This window comes from Bacillus sp. Leaf49 (assembly GCF_001426125.1).
Taxonomy (GTDB): Bacteria; Bacillota; Bacilli; order Bacillales; family Bacillaceae; genus Bacillus; species Bacillus altitudinis.
In genome coordinates this window covers 116,454-141,397 of sequence record NZ_LMRK01000024.1, presented here as the reverse complement: position 1 = coordinate 141,397, position 24,944 = coordinate 116,454, and the positions used below count along the sequence as shown (strand labels likewise).

Here is a 24,944-nt window from a genome sequence, read left to right as displayed (position 1 = left end):
TTATGCGTTTGATTCTGTTTTTTCATATAAATGTTCATGAACAACCACCGTATCTGCAAAGTAGTCATGAACCCCTTGCTTTTTCGGCGTGAACCCAACCACAGCATAGAGAACAAAAAGCGTATTAATATATCGCCCCACAATTTCTCTAAAGAAAATGACATCCCATGACAGCTTCTTCTCCGGCTGAAGTGAGACGACTTTGATTCCAAACACCATCTTTCCAAGTGTTTGTTGGAAAATCTTCGTCATGATCGCAAAATAAAGCAGAAAGACAATTGTCGTTGTGACGGAAAATGGGGAAAACCAACCTCCACCTTTTGACCAGCCAAAGAGACTAAAGATTGGAGAAACCGTCAAATGGTTAACACCCCATACGACGAGCCAATCTAGGATAAATGCCCAAAATCTAATCCAGAAACCTGCAAAGGCCTGCGCTTCAATTGAAGTGCGCTTCGCAAGAGTCGGCCTTGATTCTCCCTCTTGGCTGAGACTTTCCGTTACTTCATCGAATGTAGAATCCATCTATGATCCCTCCTTTATTTTGAATAGAGATACATCGGTTTAGACCCATTTGAGCCAGCCAGTGTTTCTTTTAAGTTCAGAAAATCAATTTCGCTTTTAAAGAGCTTGCTTGCACTCATATTGAAAAGAGAGTTCCAGCCAAAGCTTTGTGAATAGCTGATAACCTTTGCTCCTTTTAGGCCTTTTTCATTTTTCTTCATTGCTTTTAGTGCATCTTCATAGTACCCAAGCTCATCCACTAATCCGTTCGATTTCGCCTGTGTTCCGTCATAGACCCGGCCGTCAGCAATTTTCTTGACGTCCTGCTTAGACATGCCGCGTCCTTCAGAAATGACTTTCACAAAGCCTTCATAAGAGTTGTCAACCATGCTTTGCATGATAGCACGCTCATCTTTTGTCATATCACGATTTGGAGACATGATGTCTTTGAATTTTCCACTTTTAATGGTTTCATATTTGATGCCTAAATTATCTGCCAGCTTTGCATAATTCAAACTTTGCATGATGACCCCTAGAGAGCCTGTTAACGTTTCAGGTGAAGCAAAGATTTTTTTCGCTGGAGTGGATACATAATAGCCGCCAGAAGCCGCCATTGAACCCATGGAAACATAAATTGGCTTCTTCGCTTTCTTTACTTCTTCTAATTTTTTATGTATTTCAGCACTTTCATAGACACCGCCGCCAGGAGAGTTGACACGCAGCAAGACACCTTTCACAGACGCATCGTCTTTTGCTTTGTCTAATTCTTTTAAGAACGCACGATGATCATATGCTTCCCCGCCTAAAAGGCTGGATGCACCACCGTTATCTTGAATCGTACCATTAATCTCAAGTACAGCAATTTTACTCGCTCCGCTGCCATCCTCTAGTACCTTTTCTTCGATTTCGTCCCCGAATTGATAGCTCATCTTATTATCATTGAAGCTTTCATACAAGGCCGTCGTGATACTAATCACAATCGAAAAGCCGAAAACACCAAGTGCAATGATTAAGGCTACCCATCTTTTCGCATTCATTTCTTTCTCCTCCTTTTTGTCTCACTTCGTTCATACGAATACACACATGAAATGTTTCACAGGAACTGTGGTTTTTTTACATTTCATTTCAACATATGATAGCACCGATGTGAAATGACGATCAACTTTACATCTTCTATCATTTGCTCATCATGACGAAAAATTGGTTATTTTATCCTCTTCCTACATCTAATAGCTCAGATCATCTCCACAACGAAACGCCCAGACCTCTCTAGCCTCCAAAATGAGCTATTAAATTATGCTCAAAGTCAGCGTTGTCTAATCACTTACAATGACTCATTTCTCAAATGGAAGCCTCTATCATGATGAAGCGTCTTTCTAATATTTTTACTTTCATATGAAAAAAGTGTAAAATGTGAGCAAGGGTTTTTATGTAAGCCCTTTACTACTCGAAATCTATTTTTGACAACAAAGGGGAGAACGTCAATGACAGACAATCGTCGCAATGTATTTTTCTTTTACAAAAAAGATCATGAATTGGATGGACACATTTCTTCTCTGGAGAAGCTCGCTACCGATCAAGGCTTTCACGTCGTAAAGCGTGCAGAAGATGCCCATATCATTGCTTCAATTGGTGGAGATGGTACATTTCTTCAAGCGGTTCGCAAAACGAACTTCCGGGATGACTGCTTGTATGTAGGGGTATCAAAAACAGAGAATTCGCACCTATACTGCGATTTTTCGTTAGAACATTTTGATCAAATGATTGATGCCATGAACACTGAACAAATTGAAGTGAGAAAATATCCGATCATCGATGTAAGCGTTGACAGTACAAACCAGTTCCATTGCTTAAACGAACTGTCGATCCGCTCTAGCATCATTAAAACATTTGTCATCGATGTGTATATAGATGATTTCCATTTTGAAACCTTTAGAGGCGACGGGATGATTATTTCCACTCCGACCGGTTCAACGGCCTACAATAAATCTGTAAACGGCGCCGTGGTGGATCCGATGCTTCCGTGTATGCAAGTAACCGAGCTGGCATCGCTGAATAACAACTCATACCGTACACTTGGAGCTCCTTTCATTTTAAGCAGTGACCGCAAGCTGACACTAAAGGTTGTTCAGGACGGTAACGACCATCCGATTATCGGTCTTGATAACGAAGCGCTAGGTACAAAACATGTCAAACAAATTGATATTGGCCTTTCTGGTAAAGTGATCAAAACGGTCAAATTAAAAGATAACTCCTATTGGGAAAAAGTAAAACGCAGATTCCTTTAATCATTGACAAGCTCCTTTACGGGGCTTTTTTTCATGCCTTTTCATTCAAGGTCATGGTGTCTTTGAAAAGATATGGTATGATGTCACAAGTATACATGTACGAAAAGGAGAACACGATGCCATTACAACATTTTGATCAATATCCATTAAGCGATGAATTGAAACAAGCGCTAGAAGCGCTTCATTTCCATACACCTACACCCGTCCAGCACGAGACATTATCCGTTGCTTTTTCAAAGCAGGACCTCATTGTCAAATCTCAGACAGGCAGTGGCAAAACAGCAGCCTACGGTCTGCCAATTTGTGAAATGGTGGATTGGGCTGAGAATAAACCTCAAGCCCTCATCCTCGTCCCAACAAGAGAACTTGCCATGCAGGTCAAACAGGATCTGACCAGCCTCGGACGATTTAAACGAATCAAAGCGGCCGCCATTTATGGAAAAGCTCCATTTCAAGCACAAAAAATAGAGCTTGCACAAAAGAACCACATTGTGTGCGGAACGCCAGGACGAATATTGGATCACCTCGAAAAAGGGACACTTTCTTTAGACAATCTGTCATTTTTCGTGTTAGATGAAGCAGACGAAATGCTGAACATGGGATTTATTGATCAAGTCTCTTCTATTATTCAGCATCTGCCGCCAAAGCGGATGTCGATGTTATTTTCAGCGACGATGTCTGATGAAATGAAGGATTTGAGTGAGCAGTTTTTACAATCGCCAAAAGTGATAGAGATTGCTCGGGAGGAAACGACGAAGCAGCAAATCACCCACACGTTGATTGAAACCGAGGAAGAAGGCAAGTTTTCATTACTTCAACGAACGATTGTCATTGAAAATCCAGATAGCTGTATCATTTTTTGCAATACGCAGGAGCGAGTGAATGAGCTGACGATGAAGCTAGATGAGTGGGATGTTCCTTGCGATAAGATTCATGGCGGGATGAGGCAGGAAGACCGCTTTGCCGTCATGGATGAATTTAAAAACGGGGAATTCCGTTATTTGATCGCAACAGATATTGCAGCCCGAGGAATTGATGTCAGTGATATGACACATGTCATTCATTACGACTTGCCATATGAAAAAGAACGCTACATTCACCGGACTGGAAGAACTGGCAGAGCGGGTAAAAGCGGAAAAACGATTGCGTTTATGACAAGGCACGGGCAGCCGCTCATTGAAGAATTAAAAGAGGAAGCTGGCATTCATTTTCAAATTCAGCCTTATCCTACAAAAGAAGAAGCAGAACAGCATGTGGCAAGCTTTGAAGAAAAAATTGAAACACCGATTCAAAAGGAAAATAAGCAGGCCGGCATAGAAAAAGATATTATGAAGCTGTATTTTAATGGCGGGAAGAAAAAGAAACTCCGGGCAGTTGATTTCGTTGGAACGATCGCCAAAATAGACGGCGTTGCGTTTAATGACATTGGGATTATTACCATTCAGGAAACGAAAACATATGTAGATATTTTAAATGGCAAAGGCCCTCTTGTGCTAAAAGCCATGCGGCACACAACGATTAAAGGCAAGCAGTTAAAAGTACATGAAGCACGTGCATAAAAAGTGAAGGCTAAGCGCCTTTACTTTTTTTATTTAAAATAAAATAAGCTTACAACCCTTGAACCATCAGCCTTTCCCGCGTCCAACATGACAAATGTCATATTGAATACATGATGGGTGCTACTATGAGCATGACACCTTTCCTTCTATACTTTGAAGTAGAAAGAAACGGAAAGGACTTGAACGTTCATGACGACTTCAACCAACACACAGCAGCAAGCCACTTTAAGAAAACAAGTTGGCCAATTCTCTGGTGCTAATTCGAAAAAAAGTATCATTCAACTCTTTAATACATTCATTCCATTTTTGGGGCTTTGGTTTCTTGCCTATTATAGCCTGAACATCTCCTACCTTTTAACCCTCTTCTTTGCGGTTATTGCAGCTGGTTTTTTAGTACGTGTCTTTATTATTTTTCACGACTGCTGCCATCAATCCTTTTTTAAACAGAAGCCGCTGAATCACCTGTTCGGTTTTGTAACGGGCGTACTCACCCTTTTCCCTTATCTTCAATGGCAAAGAGATCATTCAATTCACCATGCCACAAGCAGTAATCTAGACAAACGAGGTACTGGCGACATTTGGCTCCTGACAGTCAAAGAATATCAAGAAGCTTCAGCTTGGACGAAATTTCGCTACAGATTTTACCGTAATCCTTTTGTGATGTTTATTTTAGGACCGATCTTTGTTTTTCTCTTAAAAAACCGTTTCAACGTCAAAAATGCTCGTAAAAAAGAGCGCTGGAACACGTATTTCACAAACGTGAGCATCATTGCGCTAGCAACTGCAACGTGTCTTCTTTTTGGCTGGCAGGAGTTCCTGCTTGTCCAAGGTCCAATCTTCCTGATCTCAGGGTCAATCGGTGTATGGTTATTTTATGTGCAGCATACATTTGAAGATTCTTACTTTGAAGCAGATGAACATTGGAATTATGTGCAGGCAGCTGTAGAAGGCAGTTCTTTTTACAAATTGCCAAAGCTTCTTCAATGGTTAACAGGCAATATTGGTTACCACCATGTCCATCATTTAAGCCCGAGGGTACCGAATTATCATTTAGAACATGCCCATGAACACAGTGAACCACTTAAAAATGTGCCAACCATCACGTTAAAGACTAGTATTGAGTCGATGAAATTCAGACTATGGGATGAAGAGACGAAAGCATTTGTGACCTTTAAAGAAGCACGTCAGACTAGAATCACCCCTGTCATAAAAGGAGACATTCTGAAGAAGAATGCATAATTGGCGCAAGCTCTTTCTTACAATAGAAGGAGCTTGTTGTATTTGCAGGATGCGCTCATCTGTTCAATTTGATAAAGTAGTGAAAAAGACTGAAAAAATGAAAAAGGTGAATCACGGATGAAAAAACAACTTAAAATTCAAAAACTGCATGGGATTTCCCCATATATTTGGGCGATTTTTTTCATCCTGCCCTTTTATTTTATCTTTAAGACCCCTTCGACTTTAGGCATTGTGATCGGCATTATTTTAAACGTCGTCTTTTTTGCGGTCTACCGTTTTGCCTTTGTCTCAAAGGGCTGGTCGTTATATGTATTCGGCCTTCTATTAATCGCCATTTCGACTGGTTATGTGATGCTCTACAGCTACATTTATTTTGCTTTTTGTATCGCCTATTTCAACGGGCATATCAAAAGAAAAGTCCCTTTCTATATCTTATACTATATTCATCTAGGGAGCGCCGCCGTAGCAGTGAACTTTAGCTTGATTTTAAAAAAGGGATGGTTTCTCACACAAATTCCGTTTGTCGTGATTACACTGATCAGCGCCATCCTCCTCCCTCTTAGCATTCGAAGCAGGAAGGAACGTGAACGGCTAGAAGAGAAATTAGAATATGCCAATGAGCGGATCGCCGATCTTGTCAAAATTGAAGAGAGACAGCGCATTGCTCGTGACCTGCATGATACACTTGGACAAAAACTCTCTCTTATCGGTTTAAAGAGTGACCTTGCCCGTAAACTCGTGTATAAAGACCCTGAACAGGCACGCGCCGAATTAAAAAGCGTCCAACAGACAGCTAGAACGTCTCTTAATGAAGTGCGGAAAATTGTTTCTTCCATGAAAGGCATTCGGATCAAAGATGAAATATTGAATATCAAGCAAATCCTTGAAGCCGCCGATATTGACATGATTTATGATGAAAAGGAAGCGCCGAAACACATCTCTCTTCTGAACGAAAACATTGTGAGCATGTGCATCAAAGAAGCCGTAACGAATGTCGTCAAACATAGCGACGCCACTGTCTGTCAAATCACCATTCATCAAAAGTCAAAGGAAGCTGTCATTACAGTTGAGGATAACGGCACATTTAAAGGCGGTGATCCATCCTCTCAAACGAAGGGACATGGCCTTTTAGGGATTAGAGAAAGATTGGAATTTGCAAATGGACGCCTGCACATTGAAACAAAAGACGGGACGAAGCTGATCATGAGTATTCCAAATGATTCAGCAGCGAAAGATAAGGAGGAAATAAAATGATTAACATCTTTATCGCAGAGGATCAGCAAATGCTGCTCGGTGCTCTTGGATCGCTTCTCGATTTAGAAGACGATATGACGGTTGTTGGAAAAGGTACAAACGGCCAGGACGCCATTGATTTTGCTCAAAAACATCCTGTCGACATTTGTTTAATGGATATTGAAATGCCAGGAAAATCTGGTCTCGATGCCGCTGAAGAACTTAAAAAGTCTGATGTGAAGATCATCATTTTAACAACCTTTGCCCGTTCTGGCTATTTTCAAAGAGCACTGAAAGCTGGCGTTAGCGGCTACATGCTGAAAGACAGCCCAAGCGAGGATTTAGCAAGTGCCATCCGAAGCGTGATGAAAGGGAAAAAGGTGTACGCCCCTGAATTAATGGAAGACTTGTATAGCGACGAAAATCCTTTAACTGAACGAGAAAAGTCGGTTCTAGAACTCGTCGCAGATGGAAAAAACACAAAAGAAATCGCCAAGGAACTCAGCATTAAAAGCGGCACTGTCCGAAACTACATATCCGTTATTTTAGATAAACTAGAAGTCAAAAACCGAATTGAGGCCATTACTCGTTCCAAAGAAAAAGGCTGGTTTAAATAAGAAAAAAGATCAGGTCATACCACTGCCTTGATCTTTTTTTCTTTTTATCAGAATTCCTCTATCCACTGCTAAAATATCATTGACAACAAACCTCACTTCTATGGTATGATATCTGAGTGATAATAATTATCATTATCACTCATACAACCAAATACACGGCTGATGTGCCGATTTCAAAGGAGTTTACATTCATGAAGAAAATATTGTTCCCTCTGATGCTCATCTTCGTACTTGCGTTGAGCGCATGTGGCAATAGCAGCAACTCTTCCTCAAATAAAGGAAAGCAATCAACGTCATCGGACACGATTACATATCAATCTGAAAATGGACCTGTGAAGCTGCCAGCAAATCCAAAACGTGTTGTTGTTCTCGCCTCTTATACAGGAAATGTCTTGTCACTTGGTGTGAACCTTGTGGGTGTTGACTCTTGGTCAAAAAAGAATCCACGTTTCAAAAAGAAATTAAAAGATGTGGAAGAAGTATCCGATGAAAATGTAGAAAAAATCATGAAGCTAAAGCCTGATGTCATCATCGGTTTAAGCGGTGCAAAAAATGTAGAAAAACTGAAAAAAATCGCCCCAACTGTTTTATTCACGTATAACAAAGTCGATTACCTTCAGCAGCATATTGAAATTGGAAAAGTCTTAAACAAAGAAAAAGAAGCAAAAGCATGGGTCAAGGATTTCAAACAGCGTGCAGCTGAAGCTGGCAAAGAAATCAAAGCAAAAATTGGTGAAGATGCAACCGTATCTGTCTTTGAAAGCGGCACAAAAGACCTTTACGTCTTTGGAGATGCATGGGGTCGCGGAACAGAAATCCTCTACCAAGCAATGAAACTAAAAATGCCTGAAAAAGTAAAAGAAAAAGCATTAAAAGCTGGTTATTATGCGGTATCACAAGAGGTCATCCCTGAATTTGCCGGAGACTATATGATCATTAGCAAAAACAGCGAGATGGACAATTCCTATCAAAACAGTGAAATCTATAAGTCCATTCCTGCTGTGAAAAAACATCGTGTGTATGAAGCAAATGCGGAAGAGTTTTACTTTAATGACCCACTCACACTTGAATATCAATTATCATTCTTTAAAAAGCACTTTTTAGGTAAATAAACCGAAGCAAGGGATCTCTTCCCTTGCTTTTTTACTGTCTGCTTCTAGCGGGAGTGCCTGTTTTCCGCTACAATGATGTACAAGTAATTCAAAAAGTGTGGTGCTCGTTTTGTTTAAAATTTTGCTGATTGAGGATGATACAACCCTCTTCCAAGAAATCAAAGAACGTTTAGTCAACTGGTCTTATGATGTGTATGGGATCAACAATTTTCAACAGGTCATGCAGGAGTTCACTTCCATCCAGCCTGATTTAGTCATTATTGATATTCAGCTACCAAAGTACGATGGCTTTCATTGGTGCCGGATGATTCGGCATCATTCTAATGTGCCCATCATCTTTCTTTCCTCTCGTGATCATCCTGCTGATATGGTCATGTCGATGCAGCTTGGAGCTGATGATTTTGTACAAAAGCCCTTTCACTTTGACGTTCTCATCGCCAAAGTAAGTGCTGTTCTTCGCCGAGTCCATGATTACAATGCGGAACCAGCCAACTTAAAAGTCTGGTGCGGCGCTACCCTTGACCTCGAAAATAATACAGTGACAAATGAAAACGGTGAGATTGAATTAACAAAAAATGAGTTTTTTATTCTCAAAGAATTGATTCAGCATAAAAACCATATCGTCAAAAGGGAATCTCTCATCCAAGCTTTATGGGACGATGAACGATTCGTGAGTGACAATACACTCACTGTAAACGTCAACCGCCTTAGAAAAAAACTAGACGAAATCTCCCTTGGCACCTTCATTGAAACAAAGGTGGGTCAAGGTTATCTTGCAAAAGAAAAGGATGATCAATGATGCTGCAAGCATTTCTAAAAGAACGAAGAAGCTGGATCTTGTTCTTTCTTAGTTTGCAGCTTCTCATTCTCTTTGTTGCATATTTGGATACAACGATTCCACTCGCTTCTCTTTTTTATATCGTGCTTTTGTCTACATTACTCTTCATTGTTTTTCTTTTTTTTCGTTACCGGAAAGAAACTGCTTATTACATGCAACTGAAAGAATGGGACGAAAATATAGACCATCAAATGCGTCTCAAACCCTCTTCCCCCTTTGAACAAATTGTACAGGAGGCAGCGTCAGAGCAAATCGACCGATACCGCCAGATGACGGCTAAGCAAAAGACTGCGCTGGAAGAAGAAAAAGATGAACTGCTCTCATGGATACATGAGGTGAAAACGCCGCTCACGGCGATGCACTTAATGATTGACCGCATAACAGAACAGCCGCTCAAATCAAATATGACATATGAATGGCTTAGAATACATTTACTCCTTGATGCACAGCTGCATCAAAGCAGGATCCAACATATTGAAAATGATTTATTTATTGAAAAACTGGATCTCCAAAACATGCTAACGAAAGAAATCAAAGCGCTCCAATCGTGGTGTATGCAAAAAGGAATTGGCTTTGACCTTTTATTAGAAGAGCGAGACGTATTAAGTGACACAAAATGGTTATCCTTTATGATCAGACAAGTGCTGACAAACGCCGTCAAGTACAGCCAATCATCTGACATTATCATCGAAAGCAAACAAATGAACGAACAAGTGGTGCTCACCATCACAGATCAAGGCAGAGGAATTGACCCAAGAGACGTGTCCCGTATTTTTGAAAAAGGCTTTACCTCCACAAGACATCACAATGACACGGCCTCCACAGGCATGGGGCTCTATTTAACAAAAAAGGGAGCTGACGCTCTTCATATCACGATCGAGGTCAACTCCACATTAGATCAAGGGACAACTTTCACCTTTATTTTTCCGAAAAAGAATGATTTTGTGCATATTGCAAGCATGTGAACATACAGTTCAAGAAACCCAATCTCTTCATCCAACGATGCATTGAAGAGATTGGGTGATTTTATACAGCCATATCACGCTACTTCACGGCATATTTCTCCTAGCTGTTTCCTTCTATAAATACTCATTAGCAGCCCGACTGACATCATTTCTAGAAGAATATGAGATCCCCCATAGCTCATAAAAGGCATGGAAACTCCTGATATAGGCAATAATCCAAAGTTTGTGAAAATACTTAAGATAAATTTTGCTGCAAATGTGGTTGCCAAACCAATCATTAATATTTTGCCATAAGCAGATTGAACTCGTTTCGCTGTATGAACTACTCTATAAATCAAAGTCACAAACAACATAAGAACGGCCAATCCTGCAAACCATCCGAATGAATAAATGATATACGTCAACATCCAATCAGTGTGAACATCATACAATGCGTACGGATTTATTTGAAAACCATTTGAGCTAAATTCATGAAGTGAGTATTGGTAAAAGTGGGCCATATCAGCTTGATACAGAGAAAATAATTGAACAATGAGATAGACAATACCTGCTGCTGTAAACGGAATAAGCTGTCTCATTCTTGCATGAGATACATACATCATCGTTATGCATATGACCATAAAGGTGATGGTTGCAGAAAGAGATCCGACTATATGTAATAAAATAATGGGTAAAGTGACAATCGCTAACCCTAGCCAGGACTTGAAACCATTCTTCCAATTCCAAGATTGATAAATGCCAGCTAACGAAATAATCATCAGAAATGGAAAAATTTCAGTCAGATTGATCGATCCATTATTTAAGCTTAAAAAGAGAATACCGTTCACTCTTGTCCCAATCATCATTGTAAGAATCAGCATTCCAATCGTTCCTATGTATAAATGCCATGAATAGGGTAAAAAGCGCCGATAATCAAAAGCAAACAGTCCAAGCATCAACGCAAGACCAAATACATAGTAAATGAGACTTTTATAAAAGATATTCGTGTCTTGAAAATGAAGTAAATGAGAATGAAACTGAAAATAATACATTACAAACAGCCCAAATAAACAAGTAGCTAATACAAGAAGTATCGTTTTAAAGTCAACTTGAGTTTTGTGTGTTTCATGAAGCTGCATTCCGAGTATGGCTGCATCTCCAATTTGATCGAGCGCTTGATCTACCGCCTCTTCTTCTGACATGCCCGCACTGACCGCTTCCTCTTTCAGCGTGTATAAATGATCACGAAGCTCAAGCTTTATACTTGCATGTACGTCTTTATTTTTGATTCGTTTACACACATTTTTGATATATTGTTCAAACTTTTTCTCTAGTCCCATACGACTTTCTCCCCGTTCAAAACGCCATCTACTGCATCTTTAAACACAGTCCATTCTTCTTTCTTTTCCTTCATAAACGCTTTGCCTTGTTCATTAATCCGATAATACTTCCTTTTTCGATTGCCATTCCCTTCGCCCCAGTAAGACACAATAAATCCTTTCCCCTCCAAAGTGTGCAAAATAGGATATATCGTCCCCTCTTTAAAGCTAAAAATCCCTTCGGATTTCGACTCCAATTCCTTAATCATTTCATATCCATACATCGGCTTTTCATTTAACAAGCTTAAAATAAGGGTAGCTGTACTCCCCTTTAGAAGCTCTTTACTCACTTTCATCCATGGTCACCCCTAATACATAGATTTACTATGCATATATTTGATATGCATATCTTACATGAAATCAAATACTCTGTAAAGGTTCATCAGAAAAAAACAAGAAATTTGATACATCATAGCGAAAAACAGATAAAATAATTGAATAACAATCTGAATTCTACATAAGGCTTTGACATATGAAACAAGCATGTGACAACAATGTCACATGCTCGTCTGTTTTGTTCGCCAAATCGCAGGAAGTCTGATCGGCTTCTTTTTATACTAGAGATATCAATTAAATAAAAAAGGGGTTCGACAGATGAACATTTTAGAAGCTCGCAAGTTATATAAAAGCTATGGAAATAAATTCAATAAACAAGAGGTGCTGAAAGGCATTGATTTGACGATAGAAGCTGGAGAATTTGTCAGCATCATGGGGCCATCAGGCTCGGGGAAAACGACCCTTTTGAACGTATTGTCATCGATTGATCATGTGTCCAGCGGATCGATTCGGATCGCGGATGCAGAAATGACGCAAATGAAAGATCAGCAGCTCGCTGAATTTAGAAAGAAACAGCTTGGCTTTGTTTTTCAGGATTATAACTTACTTGATACACTCACGGTTAAAGAGAACATCCTCTTGCCATTATCCATCTCCAAAACGCCTAAAAAAGAAGCTTTTGAACGCTTTCAACAGCTTGCAGAGGATATGGGGATTTATGAACTACGAGACAAATATCCAAATGAACTGTCTGGGGGACAAAAGCAACGGACATCTGCGGTTCGTGCCTTTATTCACGAACCAAGCCTCATTTTTGCTGATGAACCAACCGGAGCACTTGATTCCAAATCTGCGTCTGACTTACTGAACAAGCTGCAAGAATTCAATCACAAGCGCCAAGCAACCATTGTCATGGTGACCCATGACCCTGTTGCAGCCAGTTATTCAAGACGAGTGATTTTTATCAAAGATGGACAGATCTATACACAATTGAATAAAGGCGCACTAGAGAGAAAGATGTTTTTCGAGGATATTATGAAAACGCAAGGTGTTTTAGGCGGTGTGAAGCATGAACATTAATCAGCTCGTCTTCCGCAATCTGAAGAAAAACTTAAAAAATTACTATTTATACGTGTTTGCACTTGTATTTAGTGTGGCGCTCTATTTTTCCTTTGTCACCTTGCAGTATTCACCAGCACTTGATGATGTAAAGGGGTCCATTAAGGGCGGTGCGTCGATTAAAGCCGCTTCAGTACTACTCATTGCCATTGTAGGAATCTTCCTGTTATATGCGAACAGCATTTTTATTAAACGAAGAGGGAGAGAAATAGGTCTCCTGCAGCTCATTGGCATGACGAAACAAAAAATTGCCAAACTACTCAATGCAGAAAACTTTATCCTATACGTGGTCTCCATGGCTATTGGTATCATAGCTGGATTTATCGGTTCAAAACTCATGCTGATGGTGCTATTTAAAGTAACCGGCGTGAACGCCATCGCCAACCTGCATTTTTCAGGCATGGCCCTTTTGCAGACACTGATCGTCTTTTTCGTCATCTATGGATTAATTATGTTAAGAAATCGATGGTTTATTAATAGACAGACGATTTTATCTTTATTTAGAACCACGTCTTCTACAGAACAGCGTGTGAAAAAAATCTCTGTGTTTGAAATCATCATTGGGGTTCTAGGCATTGCATTCATCAGCTCAGGCTATTATATTTCTTCTCAGCTTTTTACCGGCACATATACGTCCATGCTTGCGTTACTTTTAGCGATGATTTATATTCTAGCCTCTGTCATTATCGGTACCTTTCTTTTCTATAAAGGCTCTGTTTCGTTCATTGCCAATATCGTACGCAAACGAAAAAATGGCTATCTCGCCATTCATGAAGTCCTGTCTCTGTCATCTATTATGTTCCGGTTAAAATCAAACGCACTGCTTTTAACGATTATTACAACGGTATCTGCGCTTGCCATCGGGTTGTTATCTTTAAGCTACATTTCCTATTACTCAGCAGAAAAAACCGCTGAACAACAGATCCCTTCACATTTCGTCATGGGATCTGAGAAAGAAGCCAACACCTTTACTCGTGCACTTTCTGACAAACATATTGCGTATGAAACAAAGCAGTTCAAGGTCATTCAAGCGAAGTTTGACGCAAAAAAGATCATGGATTCAGAGATTAAAAATATGAATAATGATCCAGGTGTCTTAACTCTACCTGTGATCAGTGAAAAAAACGCACCAAATATTCATGTGAAAAGCAACGAAGTCATCTTAAGCGGCTACAGTGATTTATTGAAGAAATTCATGCCGATTCAAAGTTCAGGTGATGTGAAACTACTTATTAAGAAACCCCTTGATTTAAAGGTCATTGATATGAAAAAAGATTACCTCATTTCTTACAACTTCACGTTTGGTGGTCTACCTGTTGCTGTCGTCAGTCAAAGTGTCTTTGAGCAGCTTGACCAGCAGAAAGATCCTAAACTTCAGATTGAGAATAATCAATATCACGCAGTCAATATAAAAGATGATCAAAACCTTGAACAAGCGAATGATGTGTTTACTTCTTTAAAACTAGGTGACAACAGCATGTCTCAATTGGCTTCAGCTCAGCAGCAAAAACAAACCATCGGATTGATGATGTTTGTAGTCGGATTTTTAGGTCTCAGCTTCCTTGTCACATCAGGCTGTATTTTATACTTTAAGCAGATGAATGAAAGCGAAGAGGAACAAAGCTCATACACGATTCTGCGTAAGCTTGGTTTTACGGAGACAGATCTCTTAAAAGGCATTCGGCTCAAACAGCTTTTCAACTTTGGCATTCCGCTTCTCGTTGGGCTCTTGCACAGCTACTTTGCTGTACAATCTGGCTGGTTTTTATTTGGTAGCGAACTGTGGACACCTATGCTGATTGTCATGGCGATTTATACCGTTTTATACTCCGTCTTCGGATTCCTATCTGTCCAATATTATAAAAAAGTCATTAAAGAATCGTTGTAAAGTATTCCCCATAGGCAGTGGCCTATGGGGATATTGCACGTCATTTTGTTGATTCAAACTGATGCGATAAAATATGATCTCTTGCCGCATAAGCTTTTTGTTTGACCTCTTCTAAGTTCACTCCAACTAGCTTCCCATTTTGTTTCACTGCTTTTCCAGCCACATAGACAGAATCAACATTTGAAGGGTGTGCCGTTTGCACAACTGCCCCAGCTGGATCTGTCATCGGAAGAAGATTCATGCTTGTCCGATCGATCAAGATAAAATCAGCTTCTTTTCCAGGTGTGAGCGAGCCGATTTTGTCATCAAGCTTCAAGGCATGAGCCCCGTTTATAGTGGCTGCTTCAAGCATTTGCTGTGCAGACAATCCAAGTTCAGGCCCTGGCATCGTCCCTTCCATCAATAAAGATTGATTTTGAATCGCTCGTTCCGCCTGTAGTCCGAATTTCATTTGAGCAAACAAATCTCCGCTTGTCGCTGTCACCACATCTACACCAAGCGTTGGCAGAACGCCATTTTCAATGGCGAGCCCTGTGACAGGATATCCGTGTCCCATCATCATTTCAATCTCAGGTGTAATCGAGATGGAGCTTCCGCTGTCAGCTAACATCTTCATTTGATCTGCATCAATTGCATTGATATGCACCATATTCAAATCAGGCCCGAGCAGCCCTGCTTGATGAAGCCGCTCAATCGATCGATCCGCTGCTCCCCAATTTCCAAAGCCAATGTGCATACTGCATAATGCATCTAGTGATCTCGCTGTTTCAATTTCAAAGACAGTCGTCTCCCATGAAGAAAATTCAGGTCCACGAATGGCAAGTCCCATCGTCAACAGCTGATCCGATGATTGAAAATGTTTTTGTTTCACGCGGGCTGCGTCTTCCATATTCGTGAGCGTACTCTCTCTGTCCCAATACGCTGCATCTCCAGAGGTACCAAAACCAAAGACCGCTCGAATACCCGCATCTTTTAAACCTCCAATGAGTTCTTCTGTATGATCCATAGAATTGATCATCGTCCAGTCGAAAAACGTGGTCACTCCTGCATCTAATGCCTCTAATGCGCCTAAATAATTAGCAATTCGATCATCTGATGGACGTCTCATCGCCCCATAGTTGCCATAATAAATTTTGCTCAAATACGTTTGCAAAGACCAATCTGTTCCGATCCCCCGTATGACAGACTGCCACACATGACGATGGGTATCCACAAGCCCTGGCATGATGACCATGTCAGACGCATCCACAACATCAGCACCACTTGCTTCAATCGAAGGTCCGACTTCTACAATATGTGCCCCTTCAATTAATAGATCTCCCTTCTCCAGAAAACCTAAAGATGGATCAAGTGTGATAAGAGCCGCATCTTTAAACAATGTTTTCTTCATCCATATCCCCCTTTTCAAATAAAGAGAATGATTCACTCACTCTCTCTGTCATTTTAAGACATAACAGGTTCAAATTAGAAGAAAAGTGACTCAAGGAATGTGGTTTTATGAGCTGATATTCCGAAAATAGTTGTATATCCGTTTTAATTTCACGTCATGCTTCCCTTTTGGACTTTCCATCATGCCAAATTCAAAGAATTTCACCGGTTTAATCCCGACATATTGTAAAAGAGCTCGTTTCATTAAGATTTTGTGGGCATTTTGCAAAAAGAAGAAAGGATAGTGGGTCGGTCCTTGCATTGTCGAAACACATACAGCCCTCTTTCCTTTTAACAAGCCTTCTGGAAGCAGCCCGCCTGTTTGACGATAAGCAAAGTTCGCTGCAAACATGCGATCAATAAAACCAAGCAACATGGCTGGCGGCCGCCCCCACCAAATCGGATAAACAAACACGATGTTGTCTGCCCATTTGATTTTCTCTTGATATTCTTGAATCTCAGGGTCCTTATGCATATCACGTCTTTTTTTCTCTTCATTAAAAATAAGTACAGGATCAAATTTGTCTTGGTATAAATCGATGATTCTCACTTCTTGAACGTTTGGATTTTCTTCACTGCCCTTTAGGATTTCTTTAAAAAAAGCACCATTTAAACTATTGTGATGGGGGTGAGTATAAATAATGAGTACATTCATGGCTCGGCTCCTTTAGTTATCATTTGATAACCAAAAGCATACACCCCTCTTTTTTAGTTGTCAAATGATAATTGTTTTTTGATAATAAATTTGGTATGGTACGTAGGAGGTGAAACATAATGAAAAACCCACATTTTTTCAAAGAGTTTGTCACATTTGCTTCTACTTTTTCTGAGCTGAAACATGCTATGATGAGCAAGATCAAACCATCTGATCTAACCACTCTACAATATTTGATTCTGGAGCAGTTAGCCGTCAGTGAGCCGCTAACACCTAGCGAAATCGCCGATTGTCAGCACATGTCTCTTCCGAATGTCAGCAGAGAATTGAAAAAGCTTCACGAAAAACAATTCATTGATAGACAAGAAGATAAAGATGACAAGCGAAAACATGTCATTATGCTGTCTAAAAAAGGCCGTGCGTGTATGGACAAAGCATTTCAACAAATTGAATCCATGCTCATGGACAGCCTTTCTTCCTCTGACCGAAATCAAATGGATGATATCGTACAAGCTCTCCGTCTATTAAATCAAACCATCTTCAAAAAATGATCGAATGAAAAAAGCATGAGCGTATCGCTCATGCAAATGATTTTTGAACACATTAGTAAAGAGATGCTAAAAGATACGTGATGAAACCTACTATTGGAATAATCGGGATCATCAGCTTCAATGTTTTATTCGTATTCTTATATAAATTCCACAGCAAAACTGGTACACCAAACGTATCCAAGACAGCAAGCACTGCCCCTTTATGCTGTTCTTTATGAGCCATTTGAAAACCTCCACATCCAATAAAATACATTTTTTTATAGTGTAGCATACATTCTATTTTGATCATTTCCTTCAGGTAATTGAATTGTCAGTATGTCTGAGATAAATGAACGGGGTGTAACTGATGCTTGCCCCGAGACAGTAGACAACAAAAAAGCGCCAGATGTTTTCCATCCAACGCTTTTTCCCATGACATGTTCAGCACTCATTTTCATGCATCACGTCTCTTTTGCTCTATGTATCCTTTATCCAATAAGCTGATAGGCGATATATAATGCAACCAGCCAGATCATGACGGCTGATGCTTTATTGATCCGGTTCATCCACTTGCCGTTTGTATCTAGCTTTCCTAACATTTTCCCGAGAAGGGCAAGACCCATAAACCATAACCACGAGACAATGATACAGGCTGCGGTAAATGCCACCTTTTCCGCCCCATGATATTGAAGAGAGTTCGTCCCTATCACTCCTATTGTATCGAGAATCGCGTGAGGATTTAATAGGGAAACGGAACAGGCAAATACGATTTGTTTTCTCATAGGCATCAAGTCCATCTTTTCTTGATTACCTGTTGCGGAGCTCGTGTTCCAAACTGACCACCCCATATAAAGTAAAAAGAAAAATCCAATGATAAAAAGACCTATTTGCAAGATAGGAATGGTGAGTACAACAACCGAAACCCCAATGACAGCTAAAGTAATTAAAAGTGTGTCGCAGAGAGCAGCTGTAATGACCACAGGCAGTACGCGATATAATCGAGGCTGAAGGGCTCCTTGCTGAAATACAAATACATTTTGTGCGCCCAAAGGTAAAATAAGACCAAAGGCAAGCACAATCCCATGAATTATCGCAATCGACATTTTCAGAACATTCTCCTTTTTCAAGTCATCCTTACACATTTTAACATAAAACATCATGAACCAATTTTACATATTTGATTTGTCCAATAAAAAAAGCGCTAGATGATTTTCCATCCAGACGCTTATTGTTTCTACTGTTATGATGATTTTCGTGCAAGCTCTCTTTCTCTCAGCTCAACACGTCGAATTTTCGCTGACGGAGTTTTTGGTAGCTCGTCAATGAATTCGATTTCTCTTGGATATTTGTACGGTGCTGTTGTATTTTTCACGTGTGTTTGCAGTTCTTTAATCAGCTCATCGCTTTGTGCAGATGCATCTCGCAGGACGACGTATGCTTTCACGATTGATCCTCTGATTTCATCTGGACTTGCCACAACCGCACATTCTTTCACTGCTGGGTGTTTAATCAGTGCATCTTCGACTTCAAATGGACCAATTGTATAACCTGAGCTGACGATGATGTCATCCCTGCGGCTTTCAAACCAAAAATACCCGTCTTCATCTTTTTTCGCACGGTCACCGGTAATAAAGTAATCCCCGCGGCGCTGCGCCTTTGTACGCTCTGCATCTTTGTAGTATTCCTTGAATAAAGCCGGCGTTTCAAGATGAACGGCAATGTCACCTATTTCTCCTGGAGCACAGATCTGGCCATTCTCATCAATGATCTCTACTTCATTGCCTGGTGTTGGTTTGCCCATGCTGCCTGGCTTGATGTCCATTCCTTTCAGCACCCCGACTAGCAGTGTGCTTTCTGTTTGCCCGTAACCATCTCGCACTTCGATATCGAAATGTTTTTTGAACGTATCGATGACTTCACGGTTGAGCGGCTCTCCCGCAGAAACAGCACTATGCAATTTGGGTAGCTCGTACTGACTGAGGTCATCCACTTTTGCCATAAATCGATATTCTGTTGGTGTACAGCATAGAACATTGATTTCATTTTTTTGAAGCAGCTCTAAGTACGTATCCGGATTAAACTTTCCTCCATAAACAAAACCTTCTGCTCCGCTTCCTAAAACAGATAAGAGAGGACTCCACACCCATTTTTGCCAGCCTGGTCCTGCTGTTGCCCATACTTTATCCCCTTCATTAATGGAGAGCCATGCTTTGGCCGCTGTACGTAAATGTGCATACGCCCAGCCGTGTGTATGAACAACCCCTTTGGGATTACCTGTTGTGCCTGATGTATAAGAGAGAAATGCCATGTCCGTACGTGTTGTGTCTGCCAATTTCAACTCGCTTGACTGCTCTTCCTTTTGCGCAACAATGTTTGTCCAGCCATGATCATTCTCACCAATCGAGAATGTTTTGAAATCTTTTGGCTGGTTGGTTCCTTCAAACGATTGAATGAATGATGCGTAAACAATCGCTCCTTTTGCTTCTGCATGCTCAATTCGGTAATCTATATCTTTAGCGCGAAGCATTTCTGAACAAGGAATTACAACCATTCCTGTTTTTAAAATGGCTAAATAAATGCTGTATGCCTCTAGCATACGAGGCACCATCACAATGATTTTATCGCCTTTTTTAAAGCCTGCATTTAATAGAACATGACCAATTTTATTCGCCTCTTCTACTAATGCTGCATATGTCACATGCGCTTCATGGCCATTCCCGTCCTGCCAGTGCAGGGCGATTTTCTCCTGGTCATGACTGAACGCTTCAATCTCACTGACTAAGTTATATTGTTCTGGTGCAATTAAGTCTTCTCTTTTCATGGTACAGCTCCTTTTAGCCTCTTTCTATGAAACGAATCATGTTTCAATTTACCTATTCTAACACTCATAACTGAAAAATGCTTGAATTAGGACCTACTCCTAGTATTATGCCATAATTTTTTCATTTAGTCTTCTTTTTTAAAAATATTCTAACAATTTATGTACAAAAAAAAGAGCGGGAATAAACCCGCTCATAAGCCATAGCTTTTTAATTGTGTGTCTTAGAAAGATCCGCCACCCATATGTTGTTGAGCGTAAGATACAAGACGCTTAGTGATTTCTCCACCAACTGATCCGTTAGCGCGAGCTGTTGTTTCTGGTCCAAGGTTTACGCCAAATTCTGAAGCGATTTCGTACTTCATTTGGTCGATCGCTTGTGCAGCGCCTGGAACGACTAATTGATTAGAACTGCTTTGTCTGTTTTGTTGAGCCATGTGTTCTCACCTCCTTGTGAATATAGAATGTGTAGAAACACATGACTTCATGCGATTGATTTTATGGTAATTATTATGAAATTTTTATTTAGAATAAATCAGCGAATTTGTCAGCTGCTTTCTTTTCATTTGTGACAACGATTGTTTCGATCTGCTCCACTGCCTCATCAAGCATTGGCTCGAATTCAGCAAAGCTTTCGTAGCGTTCTACTTTTTCAAGTTTTGGTTTTGTTTTTGGAGATGGCGGCGTAAAGATCGTGCAGCAATCCTCAAATGGCTGAATGCTTGTCTCATATGTGCCAATTCGTCTCGCTTCTTCGATAATGTCATTCTTATCCACGGCAATCAGCGGGCGAATGATCGGTGTGTTTGTGACATGATTAATGGCATACATGCTTTCAAGTGTCTGACTTGCCACTTGACCAAGGCTTTCACCTGTAATAATGGCAAGCGCATCACGCTTGGCTCTTATTTTATCTGCAATTTTGAGCATCATTCTTCTCGTTGAAGTCATCGTATAGTTTTCTGGTACTTGTTTGTGAATGAGCTCTTGAATTTTTGTAAAAGGAACGATGTGAAGCTTGACTTCGCCTCCATAGGCAGCTAAGCATTCCGCTAGATCAATGACCTTTTGCTTGGCACGCTCACTTGTATAAGGTGGGCTAAAGAAATGAACAGCTTCAATTTGAATGCCTCGTTTCATTGCCTGATAGCCGGCCACTGGGCTGTCAAAGCCGCCAGAGAGCATCAGCATCGCTCTTCCGCTTGAACCAACTGGCAGTCCGCCTGCACCTTTTACATCTTTAAATGTAATGTACGTCGCGTGTTCTCTTATTTCAATTCGCAAGTGAACATCTGGCTGTTTCACATTAACGGTTAAGTTGTCTGTATTCCTTAGAACATGTCCACCAATTTCTCGGTTCATTTCATTTGAATCAAGCTCAAATTGTTTATAAGAGCGTTTCGTTGAGACCTTAAATGTATTTCCTTGTTCATACACTTCCTGAACCGCTGAGAGTGCCGCTTCTTTGATGGCATCAAGATTTGTCTCACATTTCACAGCCAGGCTAAAGCTTTGAATGCCAAATACACCTTTAAGCTGTTCTGAAATCGGTTCAGGGTCTTCTCCGTTTAGCATGATCGTAATGCGGTCTCTGTCAGATGCATACTTTAATGCTTCAAAGTCTTTTAATACAAACCGGATATGCTGTCTTAGTTTTTCGATAAATTTCTTTCTATTTTTCCCTTTTGTTGAAATCTCACCAAAACGGACTAAAATATGGTCATACTTCATGTTGTTATCTCATTCCTTTTAATTTTTTCACACTTTGTGCGATCGATGTGATGATTTGCGGCGCTAGCTCTGGTCCTTGTCCATATGTCAAACTGATTCTCATGCTGCTTTTGGCTGCTTCTTCTGATTTTCCCATCGCCAGCAGGACACGGCTTGGTTCCTTTTTCTTAGCAGAACAAGCAGACGTTGTCGAAACGTAAATGCCTTCTTTTTCGAGCATATGCAGAAGGACTTCAATTTGAATACCTGGCACTGAAAAATTCACAATGTGCGGTGCGCTATGCGTCAGCGGTGTGTTTATGACGACGCCTTCTATCTTTCCAAGCTGCTGCTCTAGCTCTGTTTTTAAAGCGATCATCTCATCATGATGCTTGTTTAAATGTTCAAATGATTGCTTGATGGCTTTTGCTAAGCTGACAGCTCCAGCAGGGTTCTCAGTCCCTGAGCGAAGGCCAAGTTCTTGCTCTCCTCCTGTGATAAAAGGGGCAAGCACGATCTCTTTCTTTAAAAAGAGGGCACCTGTTCCCTTCAGGCCGTGAATCTTGTGGCCTGACATCGTTAAAAGATCAATATCCATCTCTTTAGGCAGCGGAACCTTGCCAATTCCTTGTACGCCGTCGACATGAAAAATCGCCTCTTTGGCATACGTGCGAATGATGCTTGCCGCTTCCTCTATCGGCTGAATCACGCCTGTTTCATTGTTTACATGCATGAGACTGACAAGCACTGTATCAGGGCGAAGCACTTCTTTTAAATGCGTCATATCTGCACGGCCATGCTCATTTACTTGAATATAGGAAATATCAAAGCCAAATAATGTTTTCAGCTGTTCAAACGATTCAATGACAGATGGATGCTCAATCGCTGTTGTGACAATATGTCTGCCTCGGTTCATCTTGGCAAGAGCAGCCCCTTTGATGGCAATGTTATTTGCTTCTGTTGCACCTGAAGTAAAAATAATCTCATATTGTGTAAAGCCTGTATAGTGAAGGATTTGTTTTCGCGTTTCACTTAATAGACGGCTGGCATCAATTCCAAGTTGATGCAGCGAAGACGGATTCCCAAAAAAACGCTCACTCACTTGCTGATGTACTTGTAAAACCTCTGGATAAGGCTTTGTTGTGGCACTATTATCAAGATAAATCATATCTTAAACTCCTTACAAAAAAACTTAAAAAATAAATGCATTTATATGTTACCATAATGAAGTCAGACAGAGAATTTTCTGAAAATGGCAGTTGACAACTTTTCATTTTCACTATATCATCCATAGTGCAATTGTCATATAAACACCTAAATTGTCAGAATATTTAAATTTGACACAATACACTGATTGAGGAGGGACTATTTTGAAAAATAGTTTAAGTATAAAAGAAACATTGGCTATTGGACTAATGCTTTTTGCATTATTCTTTGGCGCAGGAAATATGATTTTCCCGCCTGTTCTTGGACAATATGCTGGTGAAAACGTATGGCTTGCCATCGGCGGATTCCTACTTACAGGCGTAGGTCTTCCACTATTAGGGGTTATTGCTGTCGCCCTTACTGGTACCGGAGCCAAAGGCCTTGCCGATAAAGCACACCCTAAATTCGGGACTATCTTCACCGTGATTCTGTATTTATCCATTGGACCATTTTTCGCCATTCCGCGAACTGGTACGGTTTCGTATGAGATAGGATTAGCTCCATTTCTCTCAGGTGCCCAAGCCACTTCATGGGTACCACTATTCATCTTTACCGTAGTGTTTTTCACTATTTCATACTTGCTTGCGTTAAATCCTTCAAAGCTGGTTGATCGTATTGGTAAAATTTTGACACCGATCTTATTAACTGTTATTGCTATTATTGTCATTAAAGCCATTGCTACGCCAATGGGAATGATCGGTGCTCCAGATAAAACATATGAGGCAAATCCGCTTTTCACTGGATTTTTAGAAGGCTATAAAACAATGGATGCACTTGCTTCTATCGTCTTTGGAATCGTCGTGGTGACAGCTGTTAAGGACAGAGGCATCACAGAGCGAAAATCTCTTGCAGCAGCTTGTATTAAGGCAGGACTCGTAGCAGCTGTTGGACTGGCACTCGTGTACATTTCACTTGCTTATGTGGGCGCTTCAAGCCCCGATGCCACGGGAATGGTTGGAGCAAATGAAGGAGGAAAACTACTTTCACTTTCTGCCAACTTTTTATTCGGTTCTGCTGGTAACATTGTTCTTGGCGCAGCCATTTTATTCGCTTGTTTAACGACTAGTGTTGGACTTATTTCATCTTGTGGAGAATATTTTTCAAAGCTCTTCCCTAGCCTGTCTTATCGCACAGTCGTTCTGATCGTCTCTTTATTTAGTACACTGGTTGCAAACCTTGGACTCGCACAGATCATTTCTCTGTCGGTGCCTGTACTCGTAGCGATCTATCCACTGGCCATTGTCATTATTTTATTATCGTTCCTTGACCGCTGGATTAACGGCAGAAGAATCATTTATATTACTTCTCTCATCTTTACTGGTTTCTTTGCCATTATTGATGGATTATTAGCTGCCGAAGTGAATCTAGGCGGATTGCCTGGCATCTTGAAATCAATTGTTCCGTTTTACGATTTAGGCATTGGCTGGATCATACCAGCTATTATCGGTGCTGTGATTGGTGTACTTATTTCCATGTTTACCAGCCCACCAAAGCAACTTGCCTCATAATCATCGCAAATCAAAACATCCCCTTCCAAAGAAGAAGGGGATGTTTTTTTATTGTTCTTCATATACTAAAATAGAAAAATTCATGACTTTTGT

The 24,944-nt window shown here is 40.5% G+C and carries 24 protein-coding genes; 12 read left to right on the top strand and 12 right to left on the bottom strand.

The window, feature by feature from the left end; translation table 11 throughout:
• Both ASG46_RS18315 and sppA read right to left on the bottom strand, forming a co-directional pair.
• Positions 1-525 (bottom strand): RDD family protein, encoded by a 525-nt coding sequence (locus ASG46_RS18315; protein ID WP_056705531.1) that lies wholly within the window; start codon positions 523-525, stop codon positions 1-3.
• A 14-nt stretch (positions 526-539) separates the two neighbouring features.
• The gene (gene sppA, locus ASG46_RS18310) at positions 540-1,541 is read right to left on the bottom strand and encodes a signal peptide peptidase SppA (protein ID WP_008343134.1); all 1,002 of its coding nucleotides are present in this window, start codon (positions 1,539-1,541) and stop codon (positions 540-542) included.
• Positions 1,542-1,988: 447 nt separating this feature from the next.
• Here sppA and ASG46_RS18305 point away from each other — a divergent pair, with 447 nt between their 5' ends.
• From ASG46_RS18305 to ASG46_RS18270, 8 genes are all read left to right on the top strand, one after another.
• A complete protein-coding gene (locus ASG46_RS18305) occupies positions 1,989-2,792 on the top strand; it encodes an NAD kinase (protein ID WP_017358281.1) in 804 nt (267 codons plus the stop codon).
• Positions 2,793-2,908: 116 nt separating this feature from the next.
• Positions 2,909-4,351 carry a DEAD/DEAH box helicase gene (locus ASG46_RS18300; protein ID WP_056705567.1) on the top strand — a complete coding sequence of 481 codons (1,443 nt, stop codon included), beginning with the start codon at positions 2,909-2,911 and terminating at the stop codon, positions 4,349-4,351.
• Positions 4,352-4,540: 189 nt separating this feature from the next.
• Positions 4,541-5,590 carry a fatty acid desaturase gene (locus ASG46_RS18295; protein WP_008343127.1) on the top strand — a complete coding sequence of 350 codons (1,050 nt, stop codon included), beginning with the start codon at positions 4,541-4,543 and terminating at the stop codon, positions 5,588-5,590.
• 117 nt (positions 5,591-5,707) lie between these two features.
• Positions 5,708-6,844, top strand: a complete 1,137-nt coding sequence (locus ASG46_RS18290) for a sensor histidine kinase (RefSeq protein ID WP_056705528.1) — start codon at positions 5,708-5,710, stop codon at positions 6,842-6,844.
• On the top strand, positions 6,841-7,440 hold the full coding sequence (locus ASG46_RS18285) for a response regulator transcription factor (protein ID WP_007501749.1): 600 nt from the start codon (positions 6,841-6,843) through the stop codon (positions 7,438-7,440). The genes ASG46_RS18290 and ASG46_RS18285 overlap by 4 nt, the downstream gene beginning before the upstream one ends.
• 191 nt (positions 7,441-7,631) lie before the next feature.
• Entirely contained in the window at positions 7,632-8,552 is a 921-nt protein-coding gene (locus tag ASG46_RS18280) for an iron-hydroxamate ABC transporter substrate-binding protein (protein ID WP_052320471.1), read from the top strand.
• 109 nt (positions 8,553-8,661) lie between these two features.
• Positions 8,662-9,351, top strand: coding sequence for a response regulator transcription factor (locus ASG46_RS18275; RefSeq protein WP_017358287.1), 690 nt, complete (start codon positions 8,662-8,664; stop codon positions 9,349-9,351).
• Positions 9,351-10,355: a sensor histidine kinase gene (locus ASG46_RS18270; protein ID WP_019743716.1), complete on the top strand. Its 1,005-nt coding sequence runs from the start codon at positions 9,351-9,353 to the stop codon at positions 10,353-10,355. Before ASG46_RS18275 ends, ASG46_RS18270 begins: the two co-directional genes overlap by 1 nt.
• Before the next feature lie 74 nt (positions 10,356-10,429).
• Here the strand turns inward: ASG46_RS18270 and ASG46_RS18265 are convergent, their stop codons facing one another.
• Together ASG46_RS18265 and ASG46_RS18260 are read right to left on the bottom strand one after the other, a co-directional pair.
• Positions 10,430-11,674 (bottom strand): FtsW/RodA/SpoVE family cell cycle protein, encoded by a 1,245-nt coding sequence (locus ASG46_RS18265; RefSeq protein ID WP_046344207.1) that lies wholly within the window; start codon positions 11,672-11,674, stop codon positions 10,430-10,432.
• Positions 11,665-12,009 (bottom strand): PadR family transcriptional regulator, encoded by a 345-nt coding sequence (locus ASG46_RS18260; RefSeq protein ID WP_035391131.1) that lies wholly within the window; start codon positions 12,007-12,009, stop codon positions 11,665-11,667. The genes ASG46_RS18265 and ASG46_RS18260 overlap by 10 nt, the downstream gene beginning before the upstream one ends.
• A gap of 298 nt (positions 12,010-12,307) precedes the next feature.
• On the opposite strand from ASG46_RS18260, the gene ASG46_RS18255 reads away from it, so the two are divergent.
• Both ASG46_RS18255 and ASG46_RS18250 read left to right on the top strand, forming a co-directional pair.
• Positions 12,308-13,069, top strand: a complete 762-nt coding sequence (locus tag ASG46_RS18255) for an ABC transporter ATP-binding protein (protein WP_056705525.1) — start codon at positions 12,308-12,310, stop codon at positions 13,067-13,069.
• A complete protein-coding gene (locus tag ASG46_RS18250; RefSeq protein ID WP_056705522.1) occupies positions 13,059-14,996 on the top strand; it encodes an ABC transporter permease in 1,938 nt (645 codons plus the stop codon). Before ASG46_RS18255 ends, ASG46_RS18250 begins: the two co-directional genes overlap by 11 nt.
• 40 nt (positions 14,997-15,036) lie before the next feature.
• Here ASG46_RS18250 and ASG46_RS18245 read toward each other — a convergent pair whose 3' ends face one another.
• Together ASG46_RS18245 and ASG46_RS18240 are read right to left on the bottom strand one after the other, a co-directional pair.
• Positions 15,037-16,386, bottom strand: a complete 1,350-nt coding sequence (locus tag ASG46_RS18245; RefSeq protein ID WP_056705520.1) for an amidohydrolase family protein — start codon at positions 16,384-16,386, stop codon at positions 15,037-15,039.
• A gap of 105 nt (positions 16,387-16,491) precedes the next feature.
• Positions 16,492-17,079 carry an NAD(P)H-dependent oxidoreductase gene (locus ASG46_RS18240; RefSeq protein ID WP_008343104.1) on the bottom strand — a complete coding sequence of 196 codons (588 nt, stop codon included), beginning with the start codon at positions 17,077-17,079 and terminating at the stop codon, positions 16,492-16,494.
• A 119-nt stretch (positions 17,080-17,198) separates the two neighbouring features.
• Here ASG46_RS18240 and ASG46_RS18235 point away from each other — a divergent pair, with 119 nt between their 5' ends.
• A complete protein-coding gene (locus tag ASG46_RS18235) occupies positions 17,199-17,630 on the top strand; it encodes a MarR family winged helix-turn-helix transcriptional regulator (protein ID WP_008343103.1) in 432 nt (143 codons plus the stop codon).
• Between the two features lie 52 nt (positions 17,631-17,682).
• On the opposite strand, the gene ASG46_RS21185 is transcribed toward ASG46_RS18235, so the two are convergent.
• The 6 genes from ASG46_RS21185 to ASG46_RS18205 form a co-directional block, all read right to left on the bottom strand.
• Positions 17,683-17,853, bottom strand: coding sequence for a hypothetical protein (locus tag ASG46_RS21185; protein WP_017367852.1), 171 nt, complete (start codon positions 17,851-17,853; stop codon positions 17,683-17,685).
• Between the two features lie 244 nt (positions 17,854-18,097).
• Positions 18,098-18,712, bottom strand: a complete 615-nt coding sequence (locus ASG46_RS18225) for a LysE/ArgO family amino acid transporter (RefSeq protein ID WP_048001839.1) — start codon at positions 18,710-18,712, stop codon at positions 18,098-18,100.
• 137 nt (positions 18,713-18,849) lie between these two features.
• Positions 18,850-20,430 carry an acyl-CoA synthetase MbcS gene (gene mbcS, locus ASG46_RS18220; RefSeq protein WP_056705515.1) on the bottom strand — a complete coding sequence of 527 codons (1,581 nt, stop codon included), beginning with the start codon at positions 20,428-20,430 and terminating at the stop codon, positions 18,850-18,852.
• A 221-nt stretch (positions 20,431-20,651) separates the two neighbouring features.
• On the bottom strand, positions 20,652-20,864 hold the full coding sequence (locus ASG46_RS18215; protein WP_003216385.1) for an alpha/beta-type small acid-soluble spore protein: 213 nt from the start codon (positions 20,862-20,864) through the stop codon (positions 20,652-20,654).
• 88 nt (positions 20,865-20,952) lie between these two features.
• Positions 20,953-22,158, bottom strand: a complete 1,206-nt coding sequence (thiI, locus tag ASG46_RS18210; RefSeq protein ID WP_007501769.1) for a tRNA uracil 4-sulfurtransferase ThiI — start codon at positions 22,156-22,158, stop codon at positions 20,953-20,955.
• A 4-nt stretch (positions 22,159-22,162) separates the two neighbouring features.
• On the bottom strand, positions 22,163-23,305 hold the full coding sequence (locus ASG46_RS18205; protein ID WP_017367857.1) for a cysteine desulfurase family protein: 1,143 nt from the start codon (positions 23,303-23,305) through the stop codon (positions 22,163-22,165).
• Positions 23,306-23,507: 202 nt separating this feature from the next.
• Between ASG46_RS18205 and brnQ the strand changes: the two genes are divergently transcribed.
• The gene (brnQ, locus tag ASG46_RS18200; protein WP_008343088.1) at positions 23,508-24,851 is read left to right on the top strand and encodes a branched-chain amino acid transport system II carrier protein; all 1,344 of its coding nucleotides are present in this window, start codon (positions 23,508-23,510) and stop codon (positions 24,849-24,851) included.
• The last annotated feature ends 93 nt before the right edge of the window (positions 24,852-24,944 follow it).